General features: G+C 55.2%; 22 protein-coding genes. 11 read left to right on the top strand and 11 right to left on the bottom strand.

The window, feature by feature from the left end; translation table 11 throughout:
- Nucleotides 1-6 precede the first annotated feature (6 nt).
- The gene (gene trpE / locus Poly59_RS10100) at nt 7-1,569 is read right to left on the bottom strand and encodes an anthranilate synthase component I (RefSeq protein WP_146533932.1); all 1,563 of its coding nucleotides are present in this window, start codon (nt 1,567-1,569) and stop codon (nt 7-9) included.
- Between the two features lie 381 nt (nt 1,570-1,950).
- Between trpE and Poly59_RS10095 the strand changes: the two genes are divergently transcribed.
- The 3 genes from Poly59_RS10095 (at nt 1,951) to Poly59_RS10085 (ending at nt 4,329) form a co-directional block, all read left to right on the top strand.
- The gene (locus Poly59_RS10095) at nt 1,951-2,532 is read left to right on the top strand and encodes a UvrB/UvrC motif-containing protein (RefSeq protein WP_146533931.1); all 582 of its coding nucleotides are present in this window, start codon (nt 1,951-1,953) and stop codon (nt 2,530-2,532) included.
- Nucleotides 2,532-3,620: a protein arginine kinase gene (locus tag Poly59_RS10090; protein WP_146533930.1), complete on the top strand. Its 1,089-nt coding sequence runs from the start codon at nt 2,532-2,534 to the stop codon at nt 3,618-3,620. Before Poly59_RS10095 ends, Poly59_RS10090 begins: the two co-directional genes overlap by 1 nt.
- A 136-nt stretch (nt 3,621-3,756) precedes the next feature.
- A complete protein-coding gene (locus tag Poly59_RS10085) occupies nt 3,757-4,329 on the top strand; it encodes an RNA polymerase sigma factor (RefSeq protein ID WP_146533929.1) in 573 nt (190 codons plus the stop codon).
- 84 nt (nt 4,330-4,413) lie between these two features.
- On the opposite strand, the gene Poly59_RS10080 is transcribed toward Poly59_RS10085, so the two are convergent.
- The 5 genes from Poly59_RS10080 to Poly59_RS10060 form a co-directional block, all read right to left on the bottom strand.
- Entirely contained in the window at nt 4,414-4,848 is a 435-nt protein-coding gene (locus Poly59_RS10080) for a hypothetical protein (protein ID WP_146533928.1), read from the bottom strand.
- A gap of 28 nt (nt 4,849-4,876) precedes the next feature.
- Nucleotides 4,877-5,380, bottom strand: coding sequence for a hypothetical protein (locus Poly59_RS10075; RefSeq protein ID WP_146533927.1), 504 nt, complete (start codon nt 5,378-5,380; stop codon nt 4,877-4,879).
- A complete protein-coding gene (locus Poly59_RS10070) occupies nt 5,380-5,829 on the bottom strand; it encodes a hypothetical protein (RefSeq protein ID WP_146533926.1) in 450 nt (149 codons plus the stop codon). Before Poly59_RS10070 ends, Poly59_RS10075 begins: the two co-directional genes overlap by 1 nt.
- A gap of 10 nt (nt 5,830-5,839) precedes the next feature.
- Nucleotides 5,840-6,322: a hypothetical protein gene (locus Poly59_RS10065; RefSeq protein WP_146533925.1), complete on the bottom strand. Its 483-nt coding sequence runs from the start codon at nt 6,320-6,322 to the stop codon at nt 5,840-5,842.
- 114 nt (nt 6,323-6,436) lie between these two features.
- Nucleotides 6,437-6,763, bottom strand: coding sequence for a prepilin-type N-terminal cleavage/methylation domain-containing protein (locus tag Poly59_RS10060; RefSeq protein WP_146533924.1), 327 nt, complete (start codon nt 6,761-6,763; stop codon nt 6,437-6,439).
- 115 nt (nt 6,764-6,878) lie between these two features.
- On the opposite strand from Poly59_RS10060, the gene Poly59_RS10055 reads away from it, so the two are divergent.
- Both Poly59_RS10055 and Poly59_RS10050 read left to right on the top strand, forming a co-directional pair.
- Complete coding sequence (locus Poly59_RS10055; protein ID WP_146533923.1) at nt 6,879-8,315, top strand: aldehyde dehydrogenase family protein; 1,437 nt, start codon at nt 6,879-6,881, stop codon at nt 8,313-8,315.
- Complete coding sequence (locus Poly59_RS10050) at nt 8,312-9,658, top strand: N-succinylarginine dihydrolase (protein ID WP_146533922.1); 1,347 nt, start codon at nt 8,312-8,314, stop codon at nt 9,656-9,658. Before Poly59_RS10055 ends, Poly59_RS10050 begins: the two co-directional genes overlap by 4 nt.
- Here Poly59_RS10050 and Poly59_RS10045 read toward each other — a convergent pair.
- Nucleotides 9,631-10,488, bottom strand: coding sequence for a carbon-nitrogen hydrolase family protein (locus Poly59_RS10045; protein WP_146533921.1), 858 nt, complete (start codon nt 10,486-10,488; stop codon nt 9,631-9,633). The two genes, Poly59_RS10050 and Poly59_RS10045, sit on opposite strands and share 28 nt — an antisense overlap.
- Nucleotides 10,489-10,536: 48 nt before the next feature.
- Here Poly59_RS10045 and sthA point away from each other — a divergent pair, with 48 nt between their 5' ends.
- Nucleotides 10,537-11,928 (top strand): Si-specific NAD(P)(+) transhydrogenase, encoded by a 1,392-nt coding sequence (gene sthA, locus Poly59_RS10040; protein ID WP_146533920.1) that lies wholly within the window; start codon nt 10,537-10,539, stop codon nt 11,926-11,928.
- Between the two features lie 63 nt (nt 11,929-11,991).
- Here the strand turns inward: sthA and Poly59_RS10035 are convergent, their stop codons facing one another.
- Nucleotides 11,992-13,038: a beta-ketoacyl-ACP synthase III gene (locus Poly59_RS10035; protein WP_246151528.1), complete on the bottom strand. Its 1,047-nt coding sequence runs from the start codon at nt 13,036-13,038 to the stop codon at nt 11,992-11,994.
- 152 nt (nt 13,039-13,190) lie between these two features.
- On the opposite strand from Poly59_RS10035, the gene Poly59_RS10030 reads away from it, so the two are divergent.
- From Poly59_RS10030 to preA, 3 genes are all read left to right on the top strand, one after another.
- On the top strand, nt 13,191-14,249 hold the full coding sequence (locus tag Poly59_RS10030; RefSeq protein WP_222436075.1) for a S26 family signal peptidase: 1,059 nt from the start codon (nt 13,191-13,193) through the stop codon (nt 14,247-14,249).
- A gap of 158 nt (nt 14,250-14,407) precedes the next feature.
- Complete coding sequence (locus Poly59_RS10025) at nt 14,408-15,256, top strand: nitrilase-related carbon-nitrogen hydrolase (RefSeq protein ID WP_222436074.1); 849 nt, start codon at nt 14,408-14,410, stop codon at nt 15,254-15,256.
- A gap of 107 nt (nt 15,257-15,363) precedes the next feature.
- Complete coding sequence (preA, locus tag Poly59_RS10020) at nt 15,364-16,485, top strand: NAD-dependent dihydropyrimidine dehydrogenase subunit PreA (RefSeq protein ID WP_146533918.1); 1,122 nt, start codon at nt 15,364-15,366, stop codon at nt 16,483-16,485.
- Nucleotides 16,486-16,566: 81 nt separating this feature from the next.
- On the opposite strand, the gene Poly59_RS10015 is transcribed toward preA, so the two are convergent.
- From Poly59_RS10015 to Poly59_RS10005, 3 genes are all read right to left on the bottom strand, one after another.
- On the bottom strand, nt 16,567-18,018 hold the full coding sequence (locus Poly59_RS10015; RefSeq protein WP_146533917.1) for a sulfatase: 1,452 nt from the start codon (nt 18,016-18,018) through the stop codon (nt 16,567-16,569).
- 242 nt (nt 18,019-18,260) lie between these two features.
- Entirely contained in the window at nt 18,261-19,208 is a 948-nt protein-coding gene (locus Poly59_RS10010) for a hypothetical protein (protein WP_146533916.1), read from the bottom strand.
- A 31-nt stretch (nt 19,209-19,239) separates the two neighbouring features.
- The gene (locus tag Poly59_RS10005) at nt 19,240-20,772 is read right to left on the bottom strand and encodes a sulfatase family protein (protein WP_146533915.1); all 1,533 of its coding nucleotides are present in this window, start codon (nt 20,770-20,772) and stop codon (nt 19,240-19,242) included.
- 329 nt (nt 20,773-21,101) lie between these two features.
- Between Poly59_RS10005 and hydA the strand changes: the two genes are divergently transcribed.
- Both hydA and Poly59_RS09995 read left to right on the top strand, forming a co-directional pair.
- Complete coding sequence (gene hydA / locus Poly59_RS10000) at nt 21,102-22,505, top strand: dihydropyrimidinase (RefSeq protein WP_146533914.1); 1,404 nt, start codon at nt 21,102-21,104, stop codon at nt 22,503-22,505.
- A gap of 87 nt (nt 22,506-22,592) precedes the next feature.
- On the top strand, nt 22,593-23,708 hold the full coding sequence (locus Poly59_RS09995) for a DUF3592 domain-containing protein (protein WP_146533913.1): 1,116 nt from the start codon (nt 22,593-22,595) through the stop codon (nt 23,706-23,708).
- The last annotated feature ends 120 nt before the right edge of the window (nt 23,709-23,828 follow it).

Here is a 23,828-nt window from a genome sequence, read left to right as displayed (position 1 = left end):
GCCGCCTTATTTCGATGGACGGCCAACTCGGGTCACGGTTAGCTCGACCGCTGAAATCAATGCCCGAGCCTTGTTGACCGTTTCTTCGTATTCCGCCGACGGATCGCTGTCGGCGACAACGCCACAGCCCGCTTGGACGTAGACGATGCCGTCCTTGATCACCATCGTTCGCAGTGCAATGCAGGTGTCCATGTTGCCGCGATAGTCGATGTAGCCGACCGCTCCACCATAGGGGCCACGGCGATGAGGCTCGATCGAATCGATCACTTCCATCGCTCGCACTTTGGGGGCGCCCGACACAGTGCCGGCTGGCAAGCAGGCCTTTAGGGCATCAAAGGCGTCCAGATCGTCTCGCAATTTGCCCTGCACTTCGCTGCTGATGTGCATGACGTGGCTGTACCGTTCGACGACCATGATTTCGGTCAACTCGACGCTGCCGAACTTGGCGATGCGTCCGATGTCGTTGCGTCCCAGGTCGACCAGCATCACATGTTCGGCGCGTTCCTTGGGGTCGGCGAGCAGTTCTCTTTCGAGTTGGCGATCTTCTTTTTCGTCTTTGCCCCGTTTGCGAGTTCCAGCAAGTGGTCGCACCGTGACAGTACGATCGGCCACCCGGCACATGATCTCTGGCGAACAGCCGACCAGCACGCAGTCTGGGGTGCGAACGAAGAACATGAACGGGCTGGGGTTCACCACTCGCAGGGAACGATAGATTTCCAGCGGATCGACATCCGTTTTCAACGACCAGCGTTGGCTAGGTACAACTTGGAAAATGTCACCGGCGCGGATGAACTCGGCACAGGTCCGCACGGCGGCTTCGAACGCTTCTTTGGTGAAGTTCGATACGGCTTCGAGAGGCCGCTTGGCGATCGATTGCTGCCAGGATTTGGGATTCCATTCGTCGGGCGTGTGGCCGCTGGATCCGACGGAAAGCTTGGCAATCGTCTCGTCAACTCGCTGGCAAGTGTCGCGATAGGCCTGGTCGGCGGTTGCCGCGTCTTTGACTTCGCGGCAATCGGCCAACGACACGATCGTGATGGTCTTGTCGACGTGATCGAACACGCAAAGCGTGTGGTAGAAACCAAAATCCAAGTCAGGGATTTCGCGGTCATCGGCCGGTGCGTTGGGCAAGTGTTCGACGTAACGGACCACGTCGTAGCCGGCATACCCGATCGCGCCGCCAACGAACGGTGGCAGCCCATCCAGCGCCGCGACCGAGAAATGAAAGTGTCGACGAAATTCGTCTAGCGGATCTTTGGCGGTCGATTGCTCCGGCGGCGACCCATCGCTCTCGGTCAACGTGATCTGCTGGCCGCGGGCGACGAAGCGGCGGATTGGTTGGGCCGCAAGAAAGCTGTATCGACCGACTTTCTCGCCGCCGATCACGCTCTCGAACAAGCAGGCAGGGCCGCCGTCGTCGAGCAACCGGAACGCCGTCACCGGCGTCAGCGTGTCGCTGAGCAAACGCCGATAGACCGGAACAAAGTCATGTTTGACGGCCAGCCCGGCAAAATCATTTGCGGCTGGTGTGTGAAGCACCAAAGCGTGCGTGGCGTCAGGCGTGTGCATCGAAAGTGTGTTGGTCAGTGTGGCGGCCAGGGATCGAAGAGAACGAGTGCGACAAGAACTGCGGTTCGGCAAGAGGCATGGTGTGATCTTAGACGCTCTATCAGTGTCGTGCCCGCCCCGCTTCGCGTGTAGGGGACTGTGCACTAATCAAACGGTTCGTCAATGAAAATGGTGTAGCAAGAAAACCGTGTCGCCGGAAAACGGAAGCCGGACGGCGGCTTTGGTTGGCGAAAGCACCCGTCATTGCCCTCATGTCAGGGGCGCTTGCGCCCGCAGCCCCTTCGTTGACAGTATCCAGGGCAGCGATAGAATCCATGCTCAGGTCGGAGGGGCGTTTTCAGCGAACGCAGTAACGGCGGCCGCGGCCCATCGGAGTCCATCATGAAGTGCCAATACTGCGAAAAACCGGCGACTTTTCACATCACCGAACTGACCGAGCCCAACGGGCCTCAGGTGATGCACCTCTGCGAAGAACACGCACGCGGTTTCTTGCAAAAAGACAATGCTAGCCCCGCTGTCTCGGTTGCTGGGGCACTGGCCAAGCAACTGAATCTGGGTCAGACCAAGAAGGAATTGGCCGAGCTTGATCGCAAAGAGTGCCCGGTTTGCGGGATTAGTTTCTTTGAATTTCGTAGCACCGGTCGGTTGGGGTGCCCGTACGATTACACCCACTTCGAATCCGATCTTGAACCGCTGCTGATCAATATCCACGATTCGCTCGAACACACCGGCAAACGACCGCGACGGGCGGCTGCTTCGGCGGACTCGCAAGCGATCATGATCCAGTTGCGACGCGAGATGGAGGAAGCGATCGAGCGGGAAGACTATGAACGAGCGTCCGAAATTCGAGACGAGCTTCGAAAAATTGAAAACGCCGGAATCGAAGCTGGCGAAGACGACGCCAAATCGGCTGCCAAAAAAACAAAAGGCGATTCCAAGAAGTCGTCGGGAGACCGGTCCTAGTGAAACGCGACACTGACTTCAGCAAACTTGCCTTGCACTCTGGCGAATGGCTTCGCGGTACCGGCCCGGAATCCGACATCGTCATCAGCAGCCGGATTCGATTGGCACGCAATCTAGCCGACTTCCCTTTCATCCGTCGTTGCAGCGACGAAGACCGTGTGAGCATCGAACGGACCGTTCGTGCTCGGATGGAAGCGATCGAGGGCTGGGAAGACATTCGCTATGTCGACATCGAACAGTTGTCGGAAATCGATCGGCAGTTTTTGGTCGAGCGACAATTGATCAGCCGCGAAATCGCCGATGCCGAAGGGTCTCGCGCCGTCGCGATCGACCCTAACGAACAGTACAGCGTGATGGTCAATGAAGAAGACCATTTGCGAATTCAGGTCATGCACAGTGGCTTGGATCTGAAAAGTGCCTGGGACCAAATCAACTCGCTGGATGACCAGCTGGAAGGATCCATCCTTTACGCTTACAACCAAAAATATGGTTACCTGACGGCTTGCCCAACGAACGTGGGAACCGGACTGCGCGTAAGCGTGATGTTGCACTTGCCTGCCTTGGTGATCACCCAGCAGATCGAAAAAGTGTTCCGCAGCATGCAACGGATCAACGTCACTGTGCGAGGTTTGTACGGCGAAGGATCCCAGTACACCGGCGATTTTTATCAGGTCAGTAACCAGATCACGCTCGGCCATAGCGAGGAAGATCTGGTGGCGCTGGTCGGCGAGAACGTTGTGCCGCGTATCATTGAATACGAACGAAAAGCACGCGACTTCCTGGTCAATCAAGGCCAGAAAGATCTGCACGATGACGTCAGCCGAGCGCTTGGAATCCTAAGCACAGCCAAGAAAATCAGCAGCGAAGAAACGATGCATTACCTGTCAAAGGTGCGAATGGGCGTCAATTTGGGGCTGATCAGCGATGTTCCGGTTGGCACTATCAACAAGCTGTTTATCGATACGCAGCCCGCTCACTTGCAAAAATTGCACGGCCGGCTATTGGGGTCGTCTGACCGAAATGTCGAGCGAGCGACCTATCTTCAGCGACACTTAAGCGGGTCTCTGGGCACCGGCGAACTGAACTAGCAGACGAATTTGTCGGAAGTGCATGTCGCCTTGGCCGAGAAAAGATCGTGATCTTCAGGTTTTCATTGGCGACGGTTGATAAACTAGAGGACCATCGTAGAAGTCGTGGTGTCCTTTAGTTTGCGAAAGACGTCGAGTGGCGGAAGAGTCTTATCTGATCGACCGAGCCCTTGAAGGTGACCGTATTGCGTTCACATCATTGGTTCAATTGCATCAAGACCGGCTCTTTTCGTCCATGTTGCAAGTCACCGGCTCGCCCGAAGATGCCGAAGACGTTGTGCAAGAGGCGTTCATTAGTGCATTCGTCAAGCTAGATACCTTTCAACGCAACAGCCAATTTTTTACGTGGCTGTACCGGATCGCCTTCAACAGTGCTCTGTCGAAACGCCGTCGCAAGCGTGCCAAGATATCGCTGGATTACTGGCGCGAGATCAACGGACTCGAAGTTGTCGACGAGACGGTGCCCGTCGATGAACCGATGCTGCGCCGCGAGCGTGTTGCATCGGTTCGCCAAGCCATGCTGACGCTGACCGAGGAACATCGCGGCATTCTGGTGCTGCGAGAAATGGAAGAGCACTCGTACGAAGACATCGCCGAAATTCTGGAAATTTCAATCGGCACCGTCCGTAGCCGATTGAGCCGTGCTCGAAACCAATTGAAAGTTTCACTCGAGGCGATGCATCGAGCGGAAGAATCAGCGGGCAGTTAACACGGGCGCTGCTTGATTGACTTAGGCCAGTAAGGTCTTCTTGTCGTTTTTAACCACGCTGTTTTTTTTGATTTTCGTGGTCGTTTAGTAAACGGGCTTCATACCAACGGTTTCTGCACTTCCGCTGACCACGCCGTTTCCACCATTAGCCAGTGACTCGATATCAACGATTCGGCTGACCGCTGGAATTTTGGATCCTTCGTAAAGAAAGACTTGGATCATCGTGGTCGTCGAAGTCAGCGGACGTAGTTCGATGCGTTGTTCAGGATGCTTTGAATACTTGTCACGAATCTCGCCGCTTAGTTTCGGATCGACTCGCAACATTGCCAGCGAACGCTGCAACAAACCATCGGCGAAAAGCCGGCCCTGAATCGCCGTTCGGTTCGCATCAACGCGAGCGACGCTGCGCTGATTGCTGCGAATGATCGCGATGGTTGCCATTGACAATACGGTGGCAGCGAGCGTGCAAATCAAGAGCGCGGATCCGCGACGATTGCGTTTTCGTGGGTGTTTTGACATCAGTCTATTCTTTGTCGCAAGACGCGGATCATGAAGATTGGGGAGCGGTCGCGATCAGCGACTCAAGTTTGAACGCAGTTCCGGTGCTGGGGTCTTTGCCTTCGATTCGGATCGCGACTCCGATCATGCTGGTCGGTTTTTCGGATCGCATAATCGCTTCGCATTCAAATCGCCCAATATTTTCTAGCACGACCGTTTTGGTGCGACCGTCGCTGAAAATCAGATTGTTCGAATCTAAAACCAGTTCGCCCTTTTGACCGCTAGCCATCAACAGCGTTAGATTTCGCGAGCCGACGTTAACCACAGCTCCATTGCCAATGGTGTCTTTGACCCAACGGATCCCAGATCGCAACTTTGCTTCGTTGCTCATTTCCGCCGAACTTGCGATGGCTCGTCCGGACGCTCGGATCACGCTGGCGATCGGAACGATCATGACTGCAACGATCGCAGTACACGCGATCACTTCGATCAAGCTGATTCCATGGCGTTGATTTGAACGGGGTTTGAAACGAAGTGGTTTGGGATTGCTCATTACGGCGCCGCCACTTGAGTTTGCAGAGTTTCAGTGACTTCGTTGGTGTCTAGGTTGCCGTCCGAATCGGTATCCCGCCAAACTGTCACGGTCAGCGTCAATAGTTTTGACGACGGCAAAGTTTTATCGGGGCCAACTTGGTAGCGAGCAAGGTAGATCTTTCCGCCTGGTGTTTGGACCTTCGTCACGCTGTCCATCGGACGGTTGAAGGCGTCATCGAAAGCGCTCGGTTCGGACATTTTGACCGTTAGGGTCTCGATTAACTGTTCGGCTTCGAACAGCATTGCATCCCGATCTTCAACCCGTTGGTTGATGGTTTGCGATTGACCGATCCAGCGAACCGATGGAATCAACAGCAATGACAGCAGCATCGATCCAATCGCAACGTCGATCAACGAAGCGCCACGGCGATGTCTGGGAAGCGTTTTTTTAAATTGCAAATGATTCATGTTGAAGCTTTCAGGGCAGTTTGCGAGTCACATTGCCGTCGACAGGGGTCACCAAGACGAGTCCGGCAGTAACACCGTCGCTGATTTTCCATTCCAAACCTCGGTCCGCGGATCCAGTCGCTTTGAACCAAATCTCAGTCGGCGAGCCATCAATCTTGAGGTGTTCGCCGAGATCAACTTGCCATTTCTTTCCCGCTGAAAATGGGCCAGCTTCTTCGACGATCGTCAGCACTTCGTGCCCGCCAACATTGTCGTGCCGAATAAGCACGTTTGTTTGATGGCTGATCGCAGTGTTGCGAGACATCGTGATGGTTTCGTACACATGGTTGGTCAAATCGGTTGCGCCGCGTCGACTTAGCCACTGGCCATTCAACATAAAGGACCCCGCGACCGTTGCCGACGCCAGCAACATGACCACCAAGATTGTCTCGATCAACGAGACTCCCTGGCGACGATGCGGCGAAATCGGTTCATCGCAAATTCGGGAATTCATTTTGAAAAACCATCAATGTGATTAAATGCCAAAGGTCCGTCGAGGAATGCGAGCGGCAGGCCGTCGCAAGCCCTCGAGCGGACCATCGGAGTCAAAGTATTTGAGCGACGAAGATTACTTCTTCGTGAAAACACCGGTCGTGCGAACGTAGGTGTACTTGTTACGCATCTGCGACACACGAGTGCGTTCAGCGGCCGTTGTGTATGGGAGATAACCTGCCGAACCAAGCGTGCTAACGCTGGCTGGGAAACTACCATTTTCTAGGAAGTAGGTTTGCGCCATTGCGTTGAGGGTGGCGACTTCTTGGTCTTGCAGCTTGTCTTCGCTCTTGGCTCGCATCGGAGCAACCGTTGCGACAGTGGCAGCGGCAACAACCGCTAGAATGACAACAGCAGCAATGACTTCGAGCAGCGAGAAACCGCTTTTCTTATTACGTTTCATGTTTGGTAGACTCCGAGAGCGAATTTGTGTCAGCAGTTCGGTGCTCGTGCGAGCAACCCATCTACTAAGAATCTAGGTCAGGTTTTCACCTTGTGTCGGAACGGCGAGTAAAAAAATGTCCACAATTTTTTCAAGTTGTGCCGCGATCAATGGCGAACCCTTGTTCACAGCCGAATTGCCAGATTCCTCGACAATTGCCGAGGTTTTCGGGCGTGCTCGGCAGGCTGCTTTTCGATTTCGCCGAGTTTCGATCGATCAGAGAATCGCGTGGGTAAGGCGATACGCCGAATATCTGACTGATCACCGTGACGAAATTCGCGACCTGATTTCCTTGGAAGTTGGGAAGTTGCCTTGGGATGCCGACGCAGAAGTCAGTGCGTCAATTTCCAAAATTGAACTGTCGATTGCGGCTTTCCAGCAGCGACGCAGCGATCACGTGATCCAGCCGCAACCAGGTTCCATCCAGCGTCACATTCGCTATCGCCCCATCGGCATCGCGCTGGTGCTTGGCCCATTCAATTTTCCGCTGCACTTGCCCGGCGGTCAAATCGTGCCGCTTTTGATCGCTGGCAACGCAGTCGTGTTGAAGCCCAGCGAGCAGGCGACCGCGGTTGGCGATTGGATGTTGCGAGCTTGGAACGCGACTGGACTGCCGGACGATACGTTGCAGATGATCGTCGGCGGTACCGAAACAGCGATCACTGCGATCGACTCTCCCGATGTTGATGGCGTTTTCTTGACGGGCAGTCGCCAAGCGGGACTGGCGATCCACCGCCAACTTGCCGGTCGCCCCGAGGTCATGCTGGCCTTAGAGATGGGGGGCAATAATCCCGTCGTGGTGGCAGCGGACGCGGATCCATTGACAACCGCGAACTTGGTCTCGTTTTCGGCATTCGTATCGGCGGGACAGAGATGCACCTGTGCGCGACGGGCAATTTTTGTCGATAGTCCAACCTGTGAATCACAAATCACGGCGCTAGTCGATTCTGTAAAACAGTTGAGAGTCGGTTTGCCAGTCGATGCATCGGCGCAGGTAGGGCCTGTCATTTCTGAAGCAGCAGCAACCACACTGCATCAGACCTATCAGCGTCTTGTCAGTCTCGGGTGCAACCCTTTGGTCCCATGGCAGGTGGATGACCGTTTCCCGTCGCTGGTTCATCCAGCCATCTTGGATGCGAGTGGATTGACGGATCAGGCCAAACGAGTGATTGCAGATCTGGAATGGTTTGGCCCCATGTTGGTTATCGATCGCGTCGGCGATTTTGATGCCGCGGTCCAATTGGCTTCGGAAACACCCTACGGTTTGGCGGCTTCTCTGATTGGCGGTACCGAAATGATGTTTGAGCAATTTGTGAACGAAGTTCGTGCTGGCGTCGTGAACTGGAACGGGCCGACAACCGGAGCCGCAGGTGTGCTGCCGTTTGGCGGCATCGGGGCCAGTGGAAATCATCGTCCCGCCGGATATCACGCGATTGATTTTTGCAGCGATCCGATCGCTTCGTTACAGCGAAGTGAACCGGTGAGTGATGACCCTTGGAGCATCGTCAAATGAAGCAAGTTGAAGTGAATCGCGATGAATGGATCGAGATCCAAGTTGATCGCATCGTCGGGCCGACTCATCATTTTGGTGGGGCCGGTGTCGGGAATGTTGCATCGCAAAGTCACGCCGGAGAGACATCCAATCCTGCGGCTGCGGCAATCCAAGGGCTGGAAAAGATGCGGTTGGTGGGCGCCCTTGGTGTGCCGCAGTGGATCCTTCCGCCTCAGATACGCCCCGATTTTAATTTTCTGCGCGGCGTTGGGTTCGCCGGTGATAAAGCAGAAAGATTGAAACGGGCGCGCCACGAGTCGGCAGAGTTGTTTTCGGCAGCGTTGAGTTCATCGGCGATGTGGACTGCAAATGCGGCGACAGTCACGGTCGCAAAGAACTCGTTGTCGGGAAATTTTGAAACCGCAATGACAGTGGCGAACTTGAGTTCAAGTTTGCACCGCGCGATCGAACCGAACGAGACAAGTCGAGATCTTCGGGCTGTCTTTGGTGACACGGTCCGCTTGCATTCGCCGCTCGTCGCTGGTGTGGCGATGCGAGATGAAGGTGCTGCCAACCACATGAGGTTGATGGGGGGTGGAATTCAGAATTCGTTTGACGTGTTCGTTTACGGCGATCAACCGCCGACGTCGCGTAAGTTCTATGCACGTCAAACACTTGCGTCGTTCGAGGTGATCGCCCGGCGTCATGGTTTGGCGGCAGAGGCGGTTTGTTTCCTGAAACAGCATCCTGATGCGATCGATGCAGGTGCCTTTCACAACGATGTTGTCACGATGAGCCATCACGACTTGATGATCCATCATGAACTTGCGTTCGCAGATAGCGAGGCGGCGATGGCGGAACTTGAAGCCGGATTTCGCCGTCGGACTGGTCAATCATTGACTCGAATCGAAGTTTCCGCGGCCGAGCTTTCTATCGGCGACGCGATTGCGACGTACCTGTTCAACAGCCAGATTGTGTCGTTGCCCGATCACCGCATTCCACCCGCGATCATTTGTCCGATCCAAGTCGAACGTCATCCGTCGGCGCGAAAGTTGGTGGTCGGCTGGCAACAGGACGGGCTGTTTTCGCAAGTCGTCTTCGTCGATCTGGGACAAAGCATGTCGGGCGGCGGCGGGCCTGCATGTTTGCGACTTCGGGTTCCCATTCCGTCTGGCCAGTTAGAAGCAGTGAATCCGAGAAGTCGCTGGACGGACAAGCTTGATCGTGCGATCGAGCGGATCATTCGCGACGGCTATCCCACTTCGGTCACGCTTGATGATCTGGCATCGATCGAGTTCGTCCAGCATGCAGGTCGCGTTCGCGACCAAATTGCAATTCAATTGGGCCGCGAAATCTTGTCATAGAATTCGGGGCGGCGATCGTTCATGCGGTGAATGACATGCTTGCCGGCGGTGCGTTCGATCCGTTTGTTGCGAGCTTGAGCGGGATCGATGTCGGCCAGCAGCATGGTTTCTTCATCGTCGTGGCTTGAGACCAAGACCACGCCATCGGGCCCACAGATCGAGCTGCGACCACAAAACTCGAATCCACGCTCGGTGCCCACTCGATTGGCTGCGACAAAGAAAAGGTGGTTTTCCATGCTTCGCGCCGGAGGCACAATTTCCGCCGTTCGCATCGCTGCCACGGGCCAGTTGGTGCCAAGCGCGATCACGTCGGCGCCTTCCATGCCAAGAATTCGCATGGGTTCGGGAAACGAGCAGTCGTAGCAGATTGCCAAGCCGATATTCACGTCACCGGCGCCGAGCACTCGATAGGGAATATCGCCGCGGTCCACGAATTGGTCCACGCCGAGCTGTGGCAAGTGAATTTTACGATAGACACCGATCACGCCGCCGGGGACTTCGTTACCGGCACGATCTGGCCCGCCGCAGCCGATCAGTGCCGATGCGTTGAACAGTCGGTCGCCGTGCACTTCAAGGAATCCGATTGTCACGTTCAACTGGTTAGCGGCGGCCGCTGCGGCGATCGTCGAGAATACGGGATCGTCGACCGATACAGCTTGTTCGAGTGCTTCGTCGCGGCTTTCGTAGCTGTATCCACATAGCATGCACTCGGGGAAAACCACTAGATCTGCCTGAGCACGACCTGCCAGTTCGATCCATTTGAGGACACGTTCGAGGTTGGCTTGCAGATTAGCAAATACGACATCGGTCTGGACGCAGGCGATCTTCATCGTAAAAACAGACTTTTAGTTTAAGGCACGAGAGGTCAGCGAAACATTATGAACGATTCCAACTTTGACTACGACCTGTTTGTTATCGGCACCGGCCCCGGGGGTGAAGGGGCCGCGATGCAATGCGCCAAAAACGGCATGCGAGTCGGTGTGGCTGAAAGGTATCGCCAAATCGGCGGTGGGTGCACCCACTGGGGCACCATTCCCAGTAAGGCACTGAGATACGCGATTACATCGACAATGACGGCGCTGAAGAATCCGGCGCTGCGTGAAATGGGCATCACGACGACGCCGACTCTGGAACAGTTGAGACGTGGTACCGAGTCAATTATTGGTCAACAAGTCACGATGCGGCAATCGTTTTACGATCGCAATAACGTTCCAGTTTACCATGGGCAAGCTCGCTTCGTCGACGATCACTCGGTTTCGATCGACGGTGACGAGCCCATTCGGGCAAAGCACTTTGTGATCGCAACAGGATCACGACCGTTTCGACCAGCCAACGTCGATTTCAAACATCCACGGATCTTTGAAAGCGACACGGTTCTCGGCATGAAAGAGAAGCCGACATCGATGTGCGTCTACGGCGCCGGAGTGATCGGCGTTGAGTATGCATCGATGTTTCGAAACCTGGGTATCAAGGTCAATCTGATCAATACTCGCGGTAAATTGTTGGAGTTCCTCGATGACGAAATCATTGATGCGATCTCTTATCATTTGCGAGATCAGGGTGTTGTGATTCGTCACAATGAAACGTTGGAATCGATCGAAGGCGGTCCCGACGGAGTCGTCTTGGAACTAAAAAGCGGCAAGCGAGTGAAGTCCGACGTGCTGCTGTGGGCGAACGGGCGCAGCGGAAATACAGACGATCTGGGACTCGAAAATCTTGAAGTCGTCGCCAACAACCGCGGACAGATCCAAGTCGATGAGCATTTTCAGTCCGTCGTTCCGCATATCTATGCGGTTGGCGACGTGATCGGTGTTCCATCACTGGCAAGCGCCGCCTACACCCAGGGGCGAGCCGCCGGCATGCACATCTTGGGTCAAGCCGATGGTAACCTGCGACTGCACGATATCCCCACCGGAATCTACACCAGTCCTGAAATCAGTAGCGTTGGCAAGACGGAACGCGAGTTGACGGAATCCTGCATTCCGTACGAAGTCGGCCAAGCTCAGTTCAAGAGCCTTGCGCGTGCTCAGATCACTGGGCAAACGACCGGCATGCTGAAGCTGCTTTTCCATCGTGACACGCTGGAAATTCTCGGCGTGCATTGCTTTGGTGCCAACGCGTCCGAGATCGTGCACATCGGCCAAGCGATCATGAGTCAGCCGGGCGGCCAGAATACCGTGACGTACTTTGTTGAAACGACGTTCAACTATCCAACGATGGCCGAGGCGTATCGAGTGGCCGCGCTGAACGGACTGAACCGTTTGTTTTAAAGGGCACCCGTTTGGTTATCGGTATCGTTTCAAGCTTCGAAACGAAACCGACCAGCCGATTGCCTACCAACGCATCAGCGCCGTGCCCCAGGCCAGGCCGGCGCCGAAACCACAAAGCAGCACCAGGTCGCCGCGTTTCATCTTTCCACCGCGGACGGCTTCGTCGATCGCCAGTGGAATGCTGGCGCCCGACGTGTTGCCGTATCGGTCCAGGTTGACGAAGACTTTTTCAGGCGAGACGTTTAGATCTGAAACTGCCGAGTCGATGATCCGTTGGTTGGCTTGATGCAGGATCACCATCGACAGTTGTTCGGACTTGATACCGGCGTCGGCCAGAACGTTCTTGGCGCTTTCGTCGAATACTCGAACCGCCCATTTGAAGACGTTGCGGCCGTCCATCGTCAAGTATTGCAGTCCATCGTCATAGATTTTTGGTGTAAGCGGTGTGCGTGTTCCACCGGCGGGAATGCATAGCATGTCGCCGCCGCAACCTTCGCTGCCAACTTGATAGGACAGAATGCCCTCGGTGTTTTTTTCATCGGCGATCAGTAGCACCGCGCCGGCAGCGTCGCCAAATAGTGGGTAAGTCTTTTTGTCATCGGGGTTAACGGTGCGGCTCATCAAATCCGCGCCGACGACAAGCACGCACTTGTTGTTTCCGGCCGCGATGAATTGTGCTGCGGTAATCATCGCGTACATGAATCCCGCGCAGGCTGCATTGACATCCATCGCCGGCGCCGTCGCACCGAGTCGACGCTGCAGGTGACATGCGGTTGATGGTGTCTGATGGTCAGGCGTGATTGTGGCGACGATGATCAAGTCAATGTCGTCGGCTTTGACGTCGGCTTCGTCCATGCAACGGATCGCGGCTTCGTAGCACAGATCGCTGGTTGCCTGGTCGTCGGCTGCACGGCGGCGCTGGTGAATTCCGGTTCGCCGCACAATCCATTCACTGTCGCATCCCAGCGCCGCCAAGTCCTCGTTCGTGACAATCTGGTCAGGGACGTACGATCCTGTGGCAGCGACGCGAACCCCCGCAACTCGGCCCATTCGTCCTCGGGTGGCGATTGGCGAAGTGCGTTCAGAAACGGATGAGGTCGATTCGGTCATAGGTCAACGGGTCACAGGTCAATGAGTCACAGGTCAACGAACGCTACAATGGATCGGCGAGCCGGCATCGGGTGCCGACAGCGATGGGGAAGTATAGCGGGAAGCTTTTTTTGTTGTTAGATCAGGGCCAATCGCGTCGAATCGTCAAGTTGGTGTTAGTCGTCCTCCTGGTGGCGGTTTTGCTAGTCACGGCTGCGATTTTACGATCAAAGTCGGCAGGATCACGCCGTTTTGCAATTGAGGGCGCGTCGATGGCCCCCACGCTGCTGGGCGAAACCTGGCAAGTATCCTGTCCGGATTGCGGGCTCGTCTGGCCCGTGGACACGTCTCAAGCAGATTATGGGAAGTGCTGGCACTGCGGAAATCCGGTACGAGCAAGCAGCCGAAATCCTCAAGATCAAGTCGAAGTCCAACCGGCACTTGCGTACCAGCGACATGACTTGGTCGCATTCATCCGAGACGGTCGTCGTAACATCAAACGGATCGTCGCCATTCCAGGCGAGACAGTCAGCCTGGACGGACTCAAGATCCTGGTCGGCGAACAACCGATTCTCAGCGAGGCAGAGCTGCCCGTCGATCTGGATGACCACCGCCAAAAGTCACACTGGCTGCCCAGCGCCCGCACCCCCGATCGTCATTGGCAGTTCGACGCCAGCGATCCGGATTGGTGCGTCTATTATCACCAAAGCGTCCACGACCACGGTCGTCCGAGTCCGGTATGGGATGATTATAGCGTCAATTTAGGGCTTGCTCGGCCGCTCGAGCCAGTCAGCCAACTGATCGTTCGCGGCGAGGTCATCGAAGCTTCTAAGGAAGCGATTTTACGAGTCGTTTCGCACCGTCAAACCTACGTAGATGTCCGTCTGGTTTCCGGTTCACCATTCGAAGCGAGGCCCGATAGCATCAATGCTAAAACGTATGCTGGTTTGTTACCGGTCGTTGCACCGGAGTCGCCCGTTGCGATCCGGTTGGTGTCGGGTTCGGCAGCGGTGGCAAGTTTGTCAATCGATCGCCCGATTCTCTATCGAATCCGCCGCCGCGACGACCGCAGCATCTATCCGCTGACACTTGATGAACATGAGTACTTTGTCCTTGGCGACAACGTGCCCATCTCGATCGACAGTCGCGACTTTGGACCGATCCGTAGGTCGCAAATCCTGGGACGGGTTGTGTCGGATCGGGCCGATCATGCGGTGACCAAAACGCGTTGACTTGATACGCTGAACTCGATGCCTTAGCCAGCTCGCCTCGGCACGAGTTACAGGCGGAATGGCTTCGTGTTAAGCTTCGCTATTCTGCGTGAACCAACCCGAAACCCTTGTTTTGTCAGTCTGAGGACGTTTAGATGTCGCGAATGGTGCGAGGCGCTTTGATTCAAACCAAACTTTGCGAACCGGCCACGTCCGAGCCGGCAAAGATCAAGCAAGCGATGATCGACAAGCATATTGAGTTGATCGCCGATGCCGCCGGGCAAGGGGCTCAGGTCTGCTGTTTGCAAGAACTGTTCTATGGCCCGTACTTTTGCGCCGAACAGGACATGAAATGGTACAGCATGGTTGAACGGGTGCCCGACGGGCCGACGATCCAGTTGATGATGCAGCAGGCCAAAAAGCACAAAATGGTAATGGTCGTTCCGGTCTACGAAGAAGACATGACGGGCGTCTATTACAACACTGCCGCCGTCATTGATGCCGATGGTTCCTACCTCGGCAAGTTTCGCAAAATGCATCTGCCGCACTGCGAACCCGGGTTTTGGGAAAAGTTCTATTTTCGTCCCGGCAATCTCGGCTATCCGGTGTTTGATACCGCGGTCGGCAAGGTCGGGGTTTATCTGTGCTACGACCGGCACTTTCCCGAGGGCGCTCGCTGTCTCGGATTGGGTGGAGCGGAAATCGTGTTCAATCCCAGCGCAACGGTGGCGGGATTGAGCGAGTATCTGTGGAAACTTGAACAACCGGCTCACGCGGTCGCCAATCAGTATTTTGTCGGAGCGATCAATCGGCCCGGTCTTGAAGCACCGTGGAATATTGGCGAATTCTACGGTCAGAGCTATTTCTGTGACCCCCGCGGCCAGTTCATCGCCCAGAGCGAAAAACGCACTGAAACGGACATTGTGATCGCCGACATGGATTTGGATCTGATCCGCGATGTTCGCAATACCTGGCAGTTTTTCCGCGACCGTCGCCCTGAAACGTACGACGCGATTACGGATCTGTAGAGCTGGTCGGCCCATGGGGGGCTTTGCCACAGGCGGTGTAGACTAGAGGCCGCAGTTGGTACAACCGACTGCGGCCGAAATGAACAAATTGCAGAGAATCGAACCCCATGCCAACCCTGGAAACGACCGTCAATGGCGTCACCTTCCCCAACCCCTTCGTGATCGCGTCGGGGCCGCCGGGGACCAATGCGCGAGTGATATGCCGCTCATTTGCCGATGGTTGGGGGGGAGCGTCCGCAAAAACACTTAGCCTCGATGCTTCTAAAATCATCAACGTCGCTCCCCGCTATGGGCGGCTCAAAGGAAGCGACGGGCAACCCTATGGCTGGGAAAACATCGAACTGATTTCGACGATGCCGTTTGACCAGTGGCTTGACGAATTCAAAAAAATCAAGGACCAACATCCCGACCGGGTCTTGATTGCCTCGGTCATGGAAGAGTTCAACAAAGATCGCTGGTTCGAAATGATCGAGCGCTGCGAAGCAGCCGGCGTCGACATGTTCGAGTGCAACTTTTCCTGTCCGCATGGATTGCCCGAGCGCAAAATGGGTTCGGCCATGGGCGTCAATCCAGACATCCTGCACGAAGTCTGTACGTGGGTGCGGTCTGCAACCAAGTTGCCAGTGTGGGCAAAGATGACGCCCAATGTGACCAGCATCGAAGATGTCTCGCGTGCCTGTTTGTCGGCGGGCATCGATGGGATCTCGGCGATCAACACGATTCGAAGCGTCATCGGAGTCGATTTGGATACGCTGCGTCCGATGCCAACGGTGGAAGGTTACAGCACGCCCGGCGGATATTCGTGCAAGGCGATCAAGCCGATTTCGCTGCGGATGAACATGGAAATCGCCACGCTGATTCGAGATGAATTTCCCGGCCGTTCGTTGTCCGGCATCGGTGGAATCGAAACCGGTGAGGACGCGGCCGAGTTCATTCTTTTGGGTGCCGATACAGTTCAGGTTTGCACCGGCGTGATGTTGCACGGATACAAGTTGGTCCAAAAAATGTCCGATCAGTTACTGGCGTTCATGCAGCGTCATGGCTTTGAAACGATCGATGATTTCAAAGGCAAGTCATTGCCTTACATCACCACTCATACCGACCTTGTCGAACGTCAAGCCAAGGCGAAGGCCCGCAAAGCGGCGGCAAGGGAAAAGGCCGGACTGCTACGCGATGAACATTGGGACGGTGATGAGTTCGTCAAGCAGTCTGACGAATTGGTCGGTTAGGAAAGGGTTACCTTTTTTGGGCAGCGCAGGGCCAAGACACCATGGCCCCGCTTAGTCATTTGCAATTGACTCGCCGCTCGCTTAAAAAGGAAACTGCTTTGCGAGCTTCGCCGAATGAGTATCAACCACGTCCGGGTAGGAAGCGGCAACGTTCCTGGATTCAAGGGGATCGTTGGTGTGGTCGTACAATTCCCGCCCGATGACCTTGCCGTCATCGATGGCTCGCCATTCTGTGTAACGCCACGCGGATGTGCGTATCGAATAGCCCCAGGCTTTCCAGTTTGTTTCCGGGCCGTAGAAAGGTTGTTGATGCTGGGTGAATGCCGCGTCCTTCACTGACGCCATGGGCGTAGCAATCACCGGAGCTAAACTTTCGCCTTCGAGCTGCTTGTTGAGATCACCATCGCTTCCGGCCAGTGATGCCAATGTCGGGTAAAGGTCGACCAGTTCGGCGAGCGAATTGGTTGCTTTGCCGTGTCCGGATGGATGGACGGGATCAGCCACAATCAGTGGTACTCTGGCGTCCAGTTCAAAGTTGCTAGTTTTGCCCCACAGCGATTGTTCGCCGATGTGAAATCCGTGATCCGACGTGAAGACGACGATCGTGTCATTCTGATGACCGCCTTCATCCAGTGCGTCCAAGATCTCGCCGATCTGGGCGTCCATGAAACAAATCGATGCGTAGTATCCGTGACGATAGTGTCGGATTTCTTCCGTGGTGAAAGCCCGGTTGCTTGGAGTCCCGCCGTAACCGCGAATCTCTCTCGAATCGTGCATCGCAATGGCCGGGACATCGACGGGGGCGATCGCGGGTTCGGGCAATGGAATCTGCTTGGGATCGAACTGGTCCCAATACTTCTTGGGTGCCACAAACGGCAGATGGGGACGCCAGAATCCAACCGCAAGAAAGAATGGCTGGCCATCGGCCGGGTAGTCGCGCAGCATCGCGGCAGCCAAGTTGGCGATCTGACCGTCACGATAAGCCGTGTCAGGTACGTCGAGTGATTCGGTGACGGGTGCTTTAGTAATCTTGACCTTCCGCAGTGCCGCCGGCGTATTGGTGTACACCGTGTCGGCAGCATGCGTCCCCTTATGCAGGACCTCGTCGATGGACCACGACCGACGGTCCTGAGTTTCGCTCATATTGTGAAAAATCTTGCCGATGTCTTGGCAGAAATAGCCATGGTTTTTGAAATGCTGCGGCAGCGTGATCAGAGTCTCGCCGCCAGCCGCCGTGTCACGAAATCCCTTTCGCAGGTCGTCGACCCCAACCGTGTCTGGCCGTAAACCCGTCAGAAACGACGATCGCGACGGATTGCAAACCGCCTGCTGACAATAAGCGTTTTTGAAAACCAAGCCTCGTTCAGCAAGCCGGTCCAAGTTCGGAGTGATCGCGGCCTGGTCGCCGTAAGGACCAATCGCACAATTCAAATCGTCGGCCACGATCAGCAGAACATTAGGACGCTCACCTGCGGTCGCGAGCCCCGAAACAAACAGGCCAGTCACGGCTAGCAACGTTTTTATCAGGATCATTTTTCTTGGTCCAGTCAAAGAGAGCGGTCCTTTTTGTGATCGGTCTTGGGTAAGGAACGCGTTTAGGGCCACGTGGCTGGATTGTCGATTCAAAATTGAGACAACTCGCAATGGGCTCGACCCAACTCTTGTCACCGCGCGGTTTGCCCGGTTGGGCGAAAACCGAATTGCAGGCAACGCCATCTGATTCAGCTCTCGCGCAGGTTGCCGCGATTCAGAACGTCAGGGCGACTTGGTTGATTTTACTTTTTGCCGGGCGTGGGTTCTTCCACTGCCTTGCGAAAGCTGATGTTGTCATACAACACACCTGATGGCTCCCCGTTTTGGGCTTCCGAACGAAATCCAAACTGCAAAAGCTCTCCCTCAAATTCCTTGCGAATGGGGATCCTGATCGTGTGACTTGCCCAATCTGATTTGCTTGCGGAGGTTGTTTCAAATTCAAAAGCGGCCATGGTTCCATAAGAATTGTCGCTTGATTTTAATACCTTCACGAACGCAAACGTCTTCGACTTCCCGCCCGGTGAGAGCGTTCCGCCTTTCGCGGCGTTAGCCTTGTAATCAAACTTGAAATCCCACGTCTTCCCGCTATCTCCGACTGCGACAGGGTTATCTCGAAACACAATTGCATCGAGCCAAAATTTATTACTCCCGTGGGCTTTTACTTCGTTGTAGTCATTGTAGATGTTGAGGTGTCGGGCGCCCTGTGGCCCAGTACCTTGTCCATCTTGGGATGCGTTGTCTGCTATACCCGAAAATCCTGGTCCCCCGTTGGGGGCGGGAAAGGTTCCGTAACTGAACAGCGGCGCCTTGTCATTTTGAGTTCGATCAGCGGGTTCGCCTAGCCAATTGGCAGCGAATCCGGTCCAACCATCGGCAGCGATGTCGTTTGGATTTCCGGTGTCATCATCGGAATCGGCTGTCGTCATCCGTTCAAAGTTCTGGGTATAGGTCGTGAGCTCGGCCGAAACTGGACTGCAAATCGTGACTCCGGCAATCAATACGCTCACGATGAAAGGTAGGAAGTTCATCAGGGGATTCCAGCTGGCAAAGTGAAAAGAAGGGATGGTTTTGGTGATCATAACCGGAATTATTCCCCGTCGCGGTTTCGAACCCATTGGGTCGCCACTCTCATCCGACATCCAATTTAAAACGGGCTTCAAGAAGACTGAGCTCAGCGCATCGATCGGCATTGATCCTGCCCTTTGGTTCACGCCCTTTGGTTCAATTACGGTTGTGGTGCCTAAGCCCTGGATTGTTGATTGTGTCGGCGTGATTTCGATATCCTGGATAGGGTTGTCGGAGTTGGGCGGCGTTTGCTTTTCCGAGGCCCAGGGATTCACCGGTGTCGCGATCGAACAAGTCGGGTGTGACCGTTTCTGGGGCGTCGTCGCCTGTTTTTTCTTGCCACGTTTCAAGTGTCTTGAGAAGACGCGATTCGATCGCGGCGTACGCTGGATCGCCGGCGAGGTTGTGAACTTGGTGCGGATCGCCTGTCGTGTCGTAGAGTTCGGTTTCTGGTCGCGGTGCGGCCAACACGTCCGCCTGGATTGGCGTCAATGACTCTGTCGATGCGGCGGCCGATCGCAACGCTTGGTGCGTCGGACTGCGAACTGAATCGGCCGGTCCTTGCATTGCGAGTTGGGGACGGAAATTTCGGATCAACAACCAGCGACCGTCGCGCACACTGCGGGCAAGAGCTTCGTAGTCATGCCAGTTGTGCTCCGAAAACGCATGCGTGCGAATGGAGGCCGTTAGGTCATCGAACAGCGGCAGCATCGATACGCCTTGGAAGCTGTTTGGCTTTGCTGCACCGGCTAATTCCAGGATTGTGGGCGCGATGTCGATCACACTGACAAGCGAATCGCAGGTGGCACCGGGATGTTTGATCGTTGGTCCCGTGGCGACCAGGTATGTTTGCATCCCATCGTCGTGCAGTCGTGTCTTGGCGCGAGGAAACGGACGTCCGTTATCTGCCAGAACAAAAATGTACGTGTTGTCAAAAGTACCGTCGGCTTTCAAACGGTCGACGACTCGTCCGACAAAGTGATCAAATCGAGTGACTTCGTTCAGGTACGACGCAAAGTCCTGGCGAGTCTGTGGCGTATCGACGAACGCTGGCGGCAAATGGAGCGTGCTCGGATCGTGCATTGGGCCGTACAAAGCTTCGTCCCATTGTCGGTCGCCATCCCAATCACGATGCGCGTCCAGTGCAGCAAACCAAAAACAGAATGGTTGGTCCTGGGGACGCTGTTCGATTGCATTGATCCAGTTCGCATGACCGCCCGAGTTGCCGGGTTCGTTCGGTGGAAAGACTTTGTCGAACGGTTCGGTCGGCTTGGTCTCGCCGGCTGGCGTGTCGTCCCAGGTCATGTGATGCTTGCCCGCCAGACACGTGAAGTATCCGTTGTCACGCAAGGTTCCGGTGAACGAAGGCAAGTGCCCTGAGATCGCTTGATGCAACTCGGCGGCTTGTCCGTTGTTGTGCGGGTAGCGTCCGGTGATGATGCTGCTTCGGCTGGGGCTGCAACTACTGGCGGTTAAAAAGGCATTGGTGAAACGCACACCTTGCTTGGCAAGAGCATCGATTTTGGGGGTGCGAGCATCGAGGCTGCCATAACACCCCAGGTCGTTGTAGCTGACATCGTCGGCGATCAAAATCACAAAGTTCGGTTGCGCGGCCGTGGCGAGCGTCAAGTTGAACGTCAGTGATCCAGCCAGTAAGTAGACGCAGCAGATCAAGTGAGAAGGTGTCATGAAAGACTCTAGAGCGATTGGAAATGAGTTCGTTGGGGGCCAGCGGTGCGAGCGATTCACACCACGGACGTCAGAATTGTCTGTTTTCAGCGATTTCAGGCTGCCGTTGAATTCTAACGAACGCGACAGCCCATTTCACGATGAATACTAAGGCCATATTTGCAAACAACTCGGCGACGAGGCCCGACCGTGTTTTTCCACTTCATGTTAAGCTGTGCGTACCAACGCGACGGATCGCGGCGACATCGCAAGGATTCCGTGATTGTTCCGTGATTGATCTGTGCCGCCCCCCAAACCGCTTCGTTTACTTCGACAACGCAGGATAATCCTTGAATCTTCTGATCAAGAATGGTCGCATCATCACTGCCGACCAAGACTATGTGGCTGATATTCTGGTTGATGGTGAAACGATTGTTCGAATCGAACCATCGATTGCAGCGGAGAATGATGTTGAAGTGATCGACGCTGCGGGGAAGTATGTGTTCCCAGGTTTCATCGATCCGCACGTCCATGTCTACCTGCCGTTCATGGGAACCTGTGCAAAAGACACGTACGATTCGGCGAGCCGTGCCGCGTTGGTCGGTGGCACGACAACGTTGATCGAAATGTGCTGTCCAGCTCGCGACGATGAACCCATCGATGCTTATCAGTTATGGAAGAGCAAAGCCGTCGGAGTTTCGGCCTGTGATTTTTCGTTTCACATGGGTGTGACGCGATTCGATTCGACGGTCAAAGATCAGCTTCGCCAGATCGCCGAAGATGGCATTCAGTCGTTCAAGGTGTTTCTGGCGTATAAAGGAGCCTTCAGCGTCACGGATTCTGAACTGTTTCAAGTCTGCCGATTGGCAAAAGAATTGGGTGTTATCGTAACGGCCCACTGTGAAAACGCAGAGTTGGTTGCTTCGTTGCAATCCGAGTTGGTGGCCAGCGGAAACCTTGGTCCGGAATACCACGAACCCTCACGCCCGGTCGAAGTCGAAGCCGAGGGCGTGCATCATTTTTGCACGTTCTTGGAAATGACCGGAGCGAGCGGATATATCGTTCACACGTCGTGCCAGCCGGCCGTTGAGGCGGCTCAGAAGTTTCAGGCTCGTGGGGTGGATGTTGCGATTGAGACGGTGATTCCGCATTTGGTTCTGGATAAAACTTACGCTGAGCGACCGGATTTCGAAGGGGCAAAGTACGTCATGAGTCCGCCGCTTCGTGACGTTTCCCATCAAGCGTTTTTGTGGAATGCGATCGAGTCGGATGTGATTGCCACGGTCGCGACCGATCACGCGCCGTTTGACTTTGTCATTCAAAAAGAAATGGGCAAACCGCCGGAATCGGACTTCACAAAGATCCCCAACGGTATCCCGTCGGTCGAACACCGGGCAACGCTGCTTTACACGCATGGAGTCTTGACGGGACGGATCACGTTGCAGCAATTCGTGCGACTGGTATCCACCAACGCAGCCAAGCTTTTCGGTATGTATCCGACCAAAGGAACTTTGCAGGTTGGCAGCGACGCCGATCTGGTCATCTGGGATCCCGAGTACCGTGGCACGATCAGTGCGGAAACTCACTTGATGAATACGGATTACGACGGATTCGAAGGCTTTGAAATCGCTGGTCGGCCGGCGGTTGTTTTGTGTCGTGGACAAGTCAGTGCCCGGGACGGACAGTTCACCGGAACGTTAGGGCATGGCCGATTCGTGGCTCGTAAATCCAGGAATCAAGCGTCTGAGTCGTAACGAGTCGGTCGGTACAATGTGTGCGTCCAGTCGGAATATCTTCGAAAGCCGGCGATCAAGTACGAGTTGATAGAGAGTCGAAAGCCAATGCAGCGCACTGTCGGATTGTGTTTCTTTGGCATCTTTGCGATCGCCGGATTGTTTTTGGGGGGAATCACCTTGCGAGGGCTCGCTGAGTGGTTCGGCGGTCTGCACTGGCAATCGGTTCCGGCGACTGCCGAGATGTTGGAGGTGGACGAGCATCGAGATTCTGACGGGGCGTCCTATCGGCTCAAGTGCCGGTATCGGTACCAGTTTGGTGCCCGAGACTTTATTAGCGAACGAGTCAGCTTTTTCGAAATGGGATCCAGTAGCGATAAGTATCCGCGTCAACTGTATCGCGAATTGTCGCAAGCCAACCAAGCCGGTTCAATGACGTGCCTGGTCAACCCTAGCAATCCGTCGGAAGCCGTTTTGGATGGTCGGATTCAATCGGGAAGCCTTGGGTTCGCGCTGTTGTTTTTGGTGACGCATGGCAGTGTCGGTATTGCTGGGCTCGGTTATTTATCGGCCGCCGCACCGCCCAAAGTCGTTCGAGGGCGATGGCGATTGGTGTCCAAGCATGCTGGAACGCGGCGCGCGTGGCTGTGGATATTGATCCTGCATCTGGTTTCGTTTGCCACCGCCGTGACGATTGCCATGGTCGGCATCGGTGCGGGTCAGTGGGGGGCGATCGTGTCGATGGTCTTGGCGGCGATTTCCGCAGTCTTCATTTTCTTCGGCTGGCGATACGCCTTTGTGACCCAGCGGAGAGTGGGAACGCTGTGGTTGCCAAGCGATATCGACGACACGATGGGATTGAAGGTTGCGGGTGGATTGGCGTCGGGAGTACCGTCTGATGCCGTTGATTTGGAAGTTCGCTGGGCCATTCCACCAAGTGACAAGATGCAAACGGGAGCCGAGAACAAGGATTTGCCGAGCGAAACGGTGAGCTTGAAATTAGGTTCCTGCCGAGTGGAAGGAGAGCTGATTGAGTTTGCTGTTCCTGAATTGCCGAAACCTGCTCGGCTGTCGACGCAAGCATCGGCAACGCAAGCACAGGTGACTCAGCAAGCGACGCCGTCAGGGATACTGCTTGAGGTGATCGGCACGATTGGTGGTCGTGGTTACCGGGATTCGTTTGACGTCGATGGCGACGCATTCGATCGGATTCACGCGACTTGATTGGCGGAAGGTGAGGAGATGATCGGGATAGCGGCCGGCTGACGAACGAGTGGCGACGGCTACTTGAGCTTCGTGGCTGATACGATCAACTATCGGCTTACGATTCATCGCACCATCGCA

Origin of the sequence: Rubripirellula reticaptiva (genome assembly GCF_007860175.1) — a bacterium.
Taxonomy (GTDB): domain Bacteria; phylum Planctomycetota; class Planctomycetia; order Pirellulales; family Pirellulaceae; genus Rubripirellula; species Rubripirellula reticaptiva.
The sequence above is the reverse complement of the archived record's forward strand: the minus strand, read 5'-3'. Positions and strand labels throughout refer to the sequence as shown.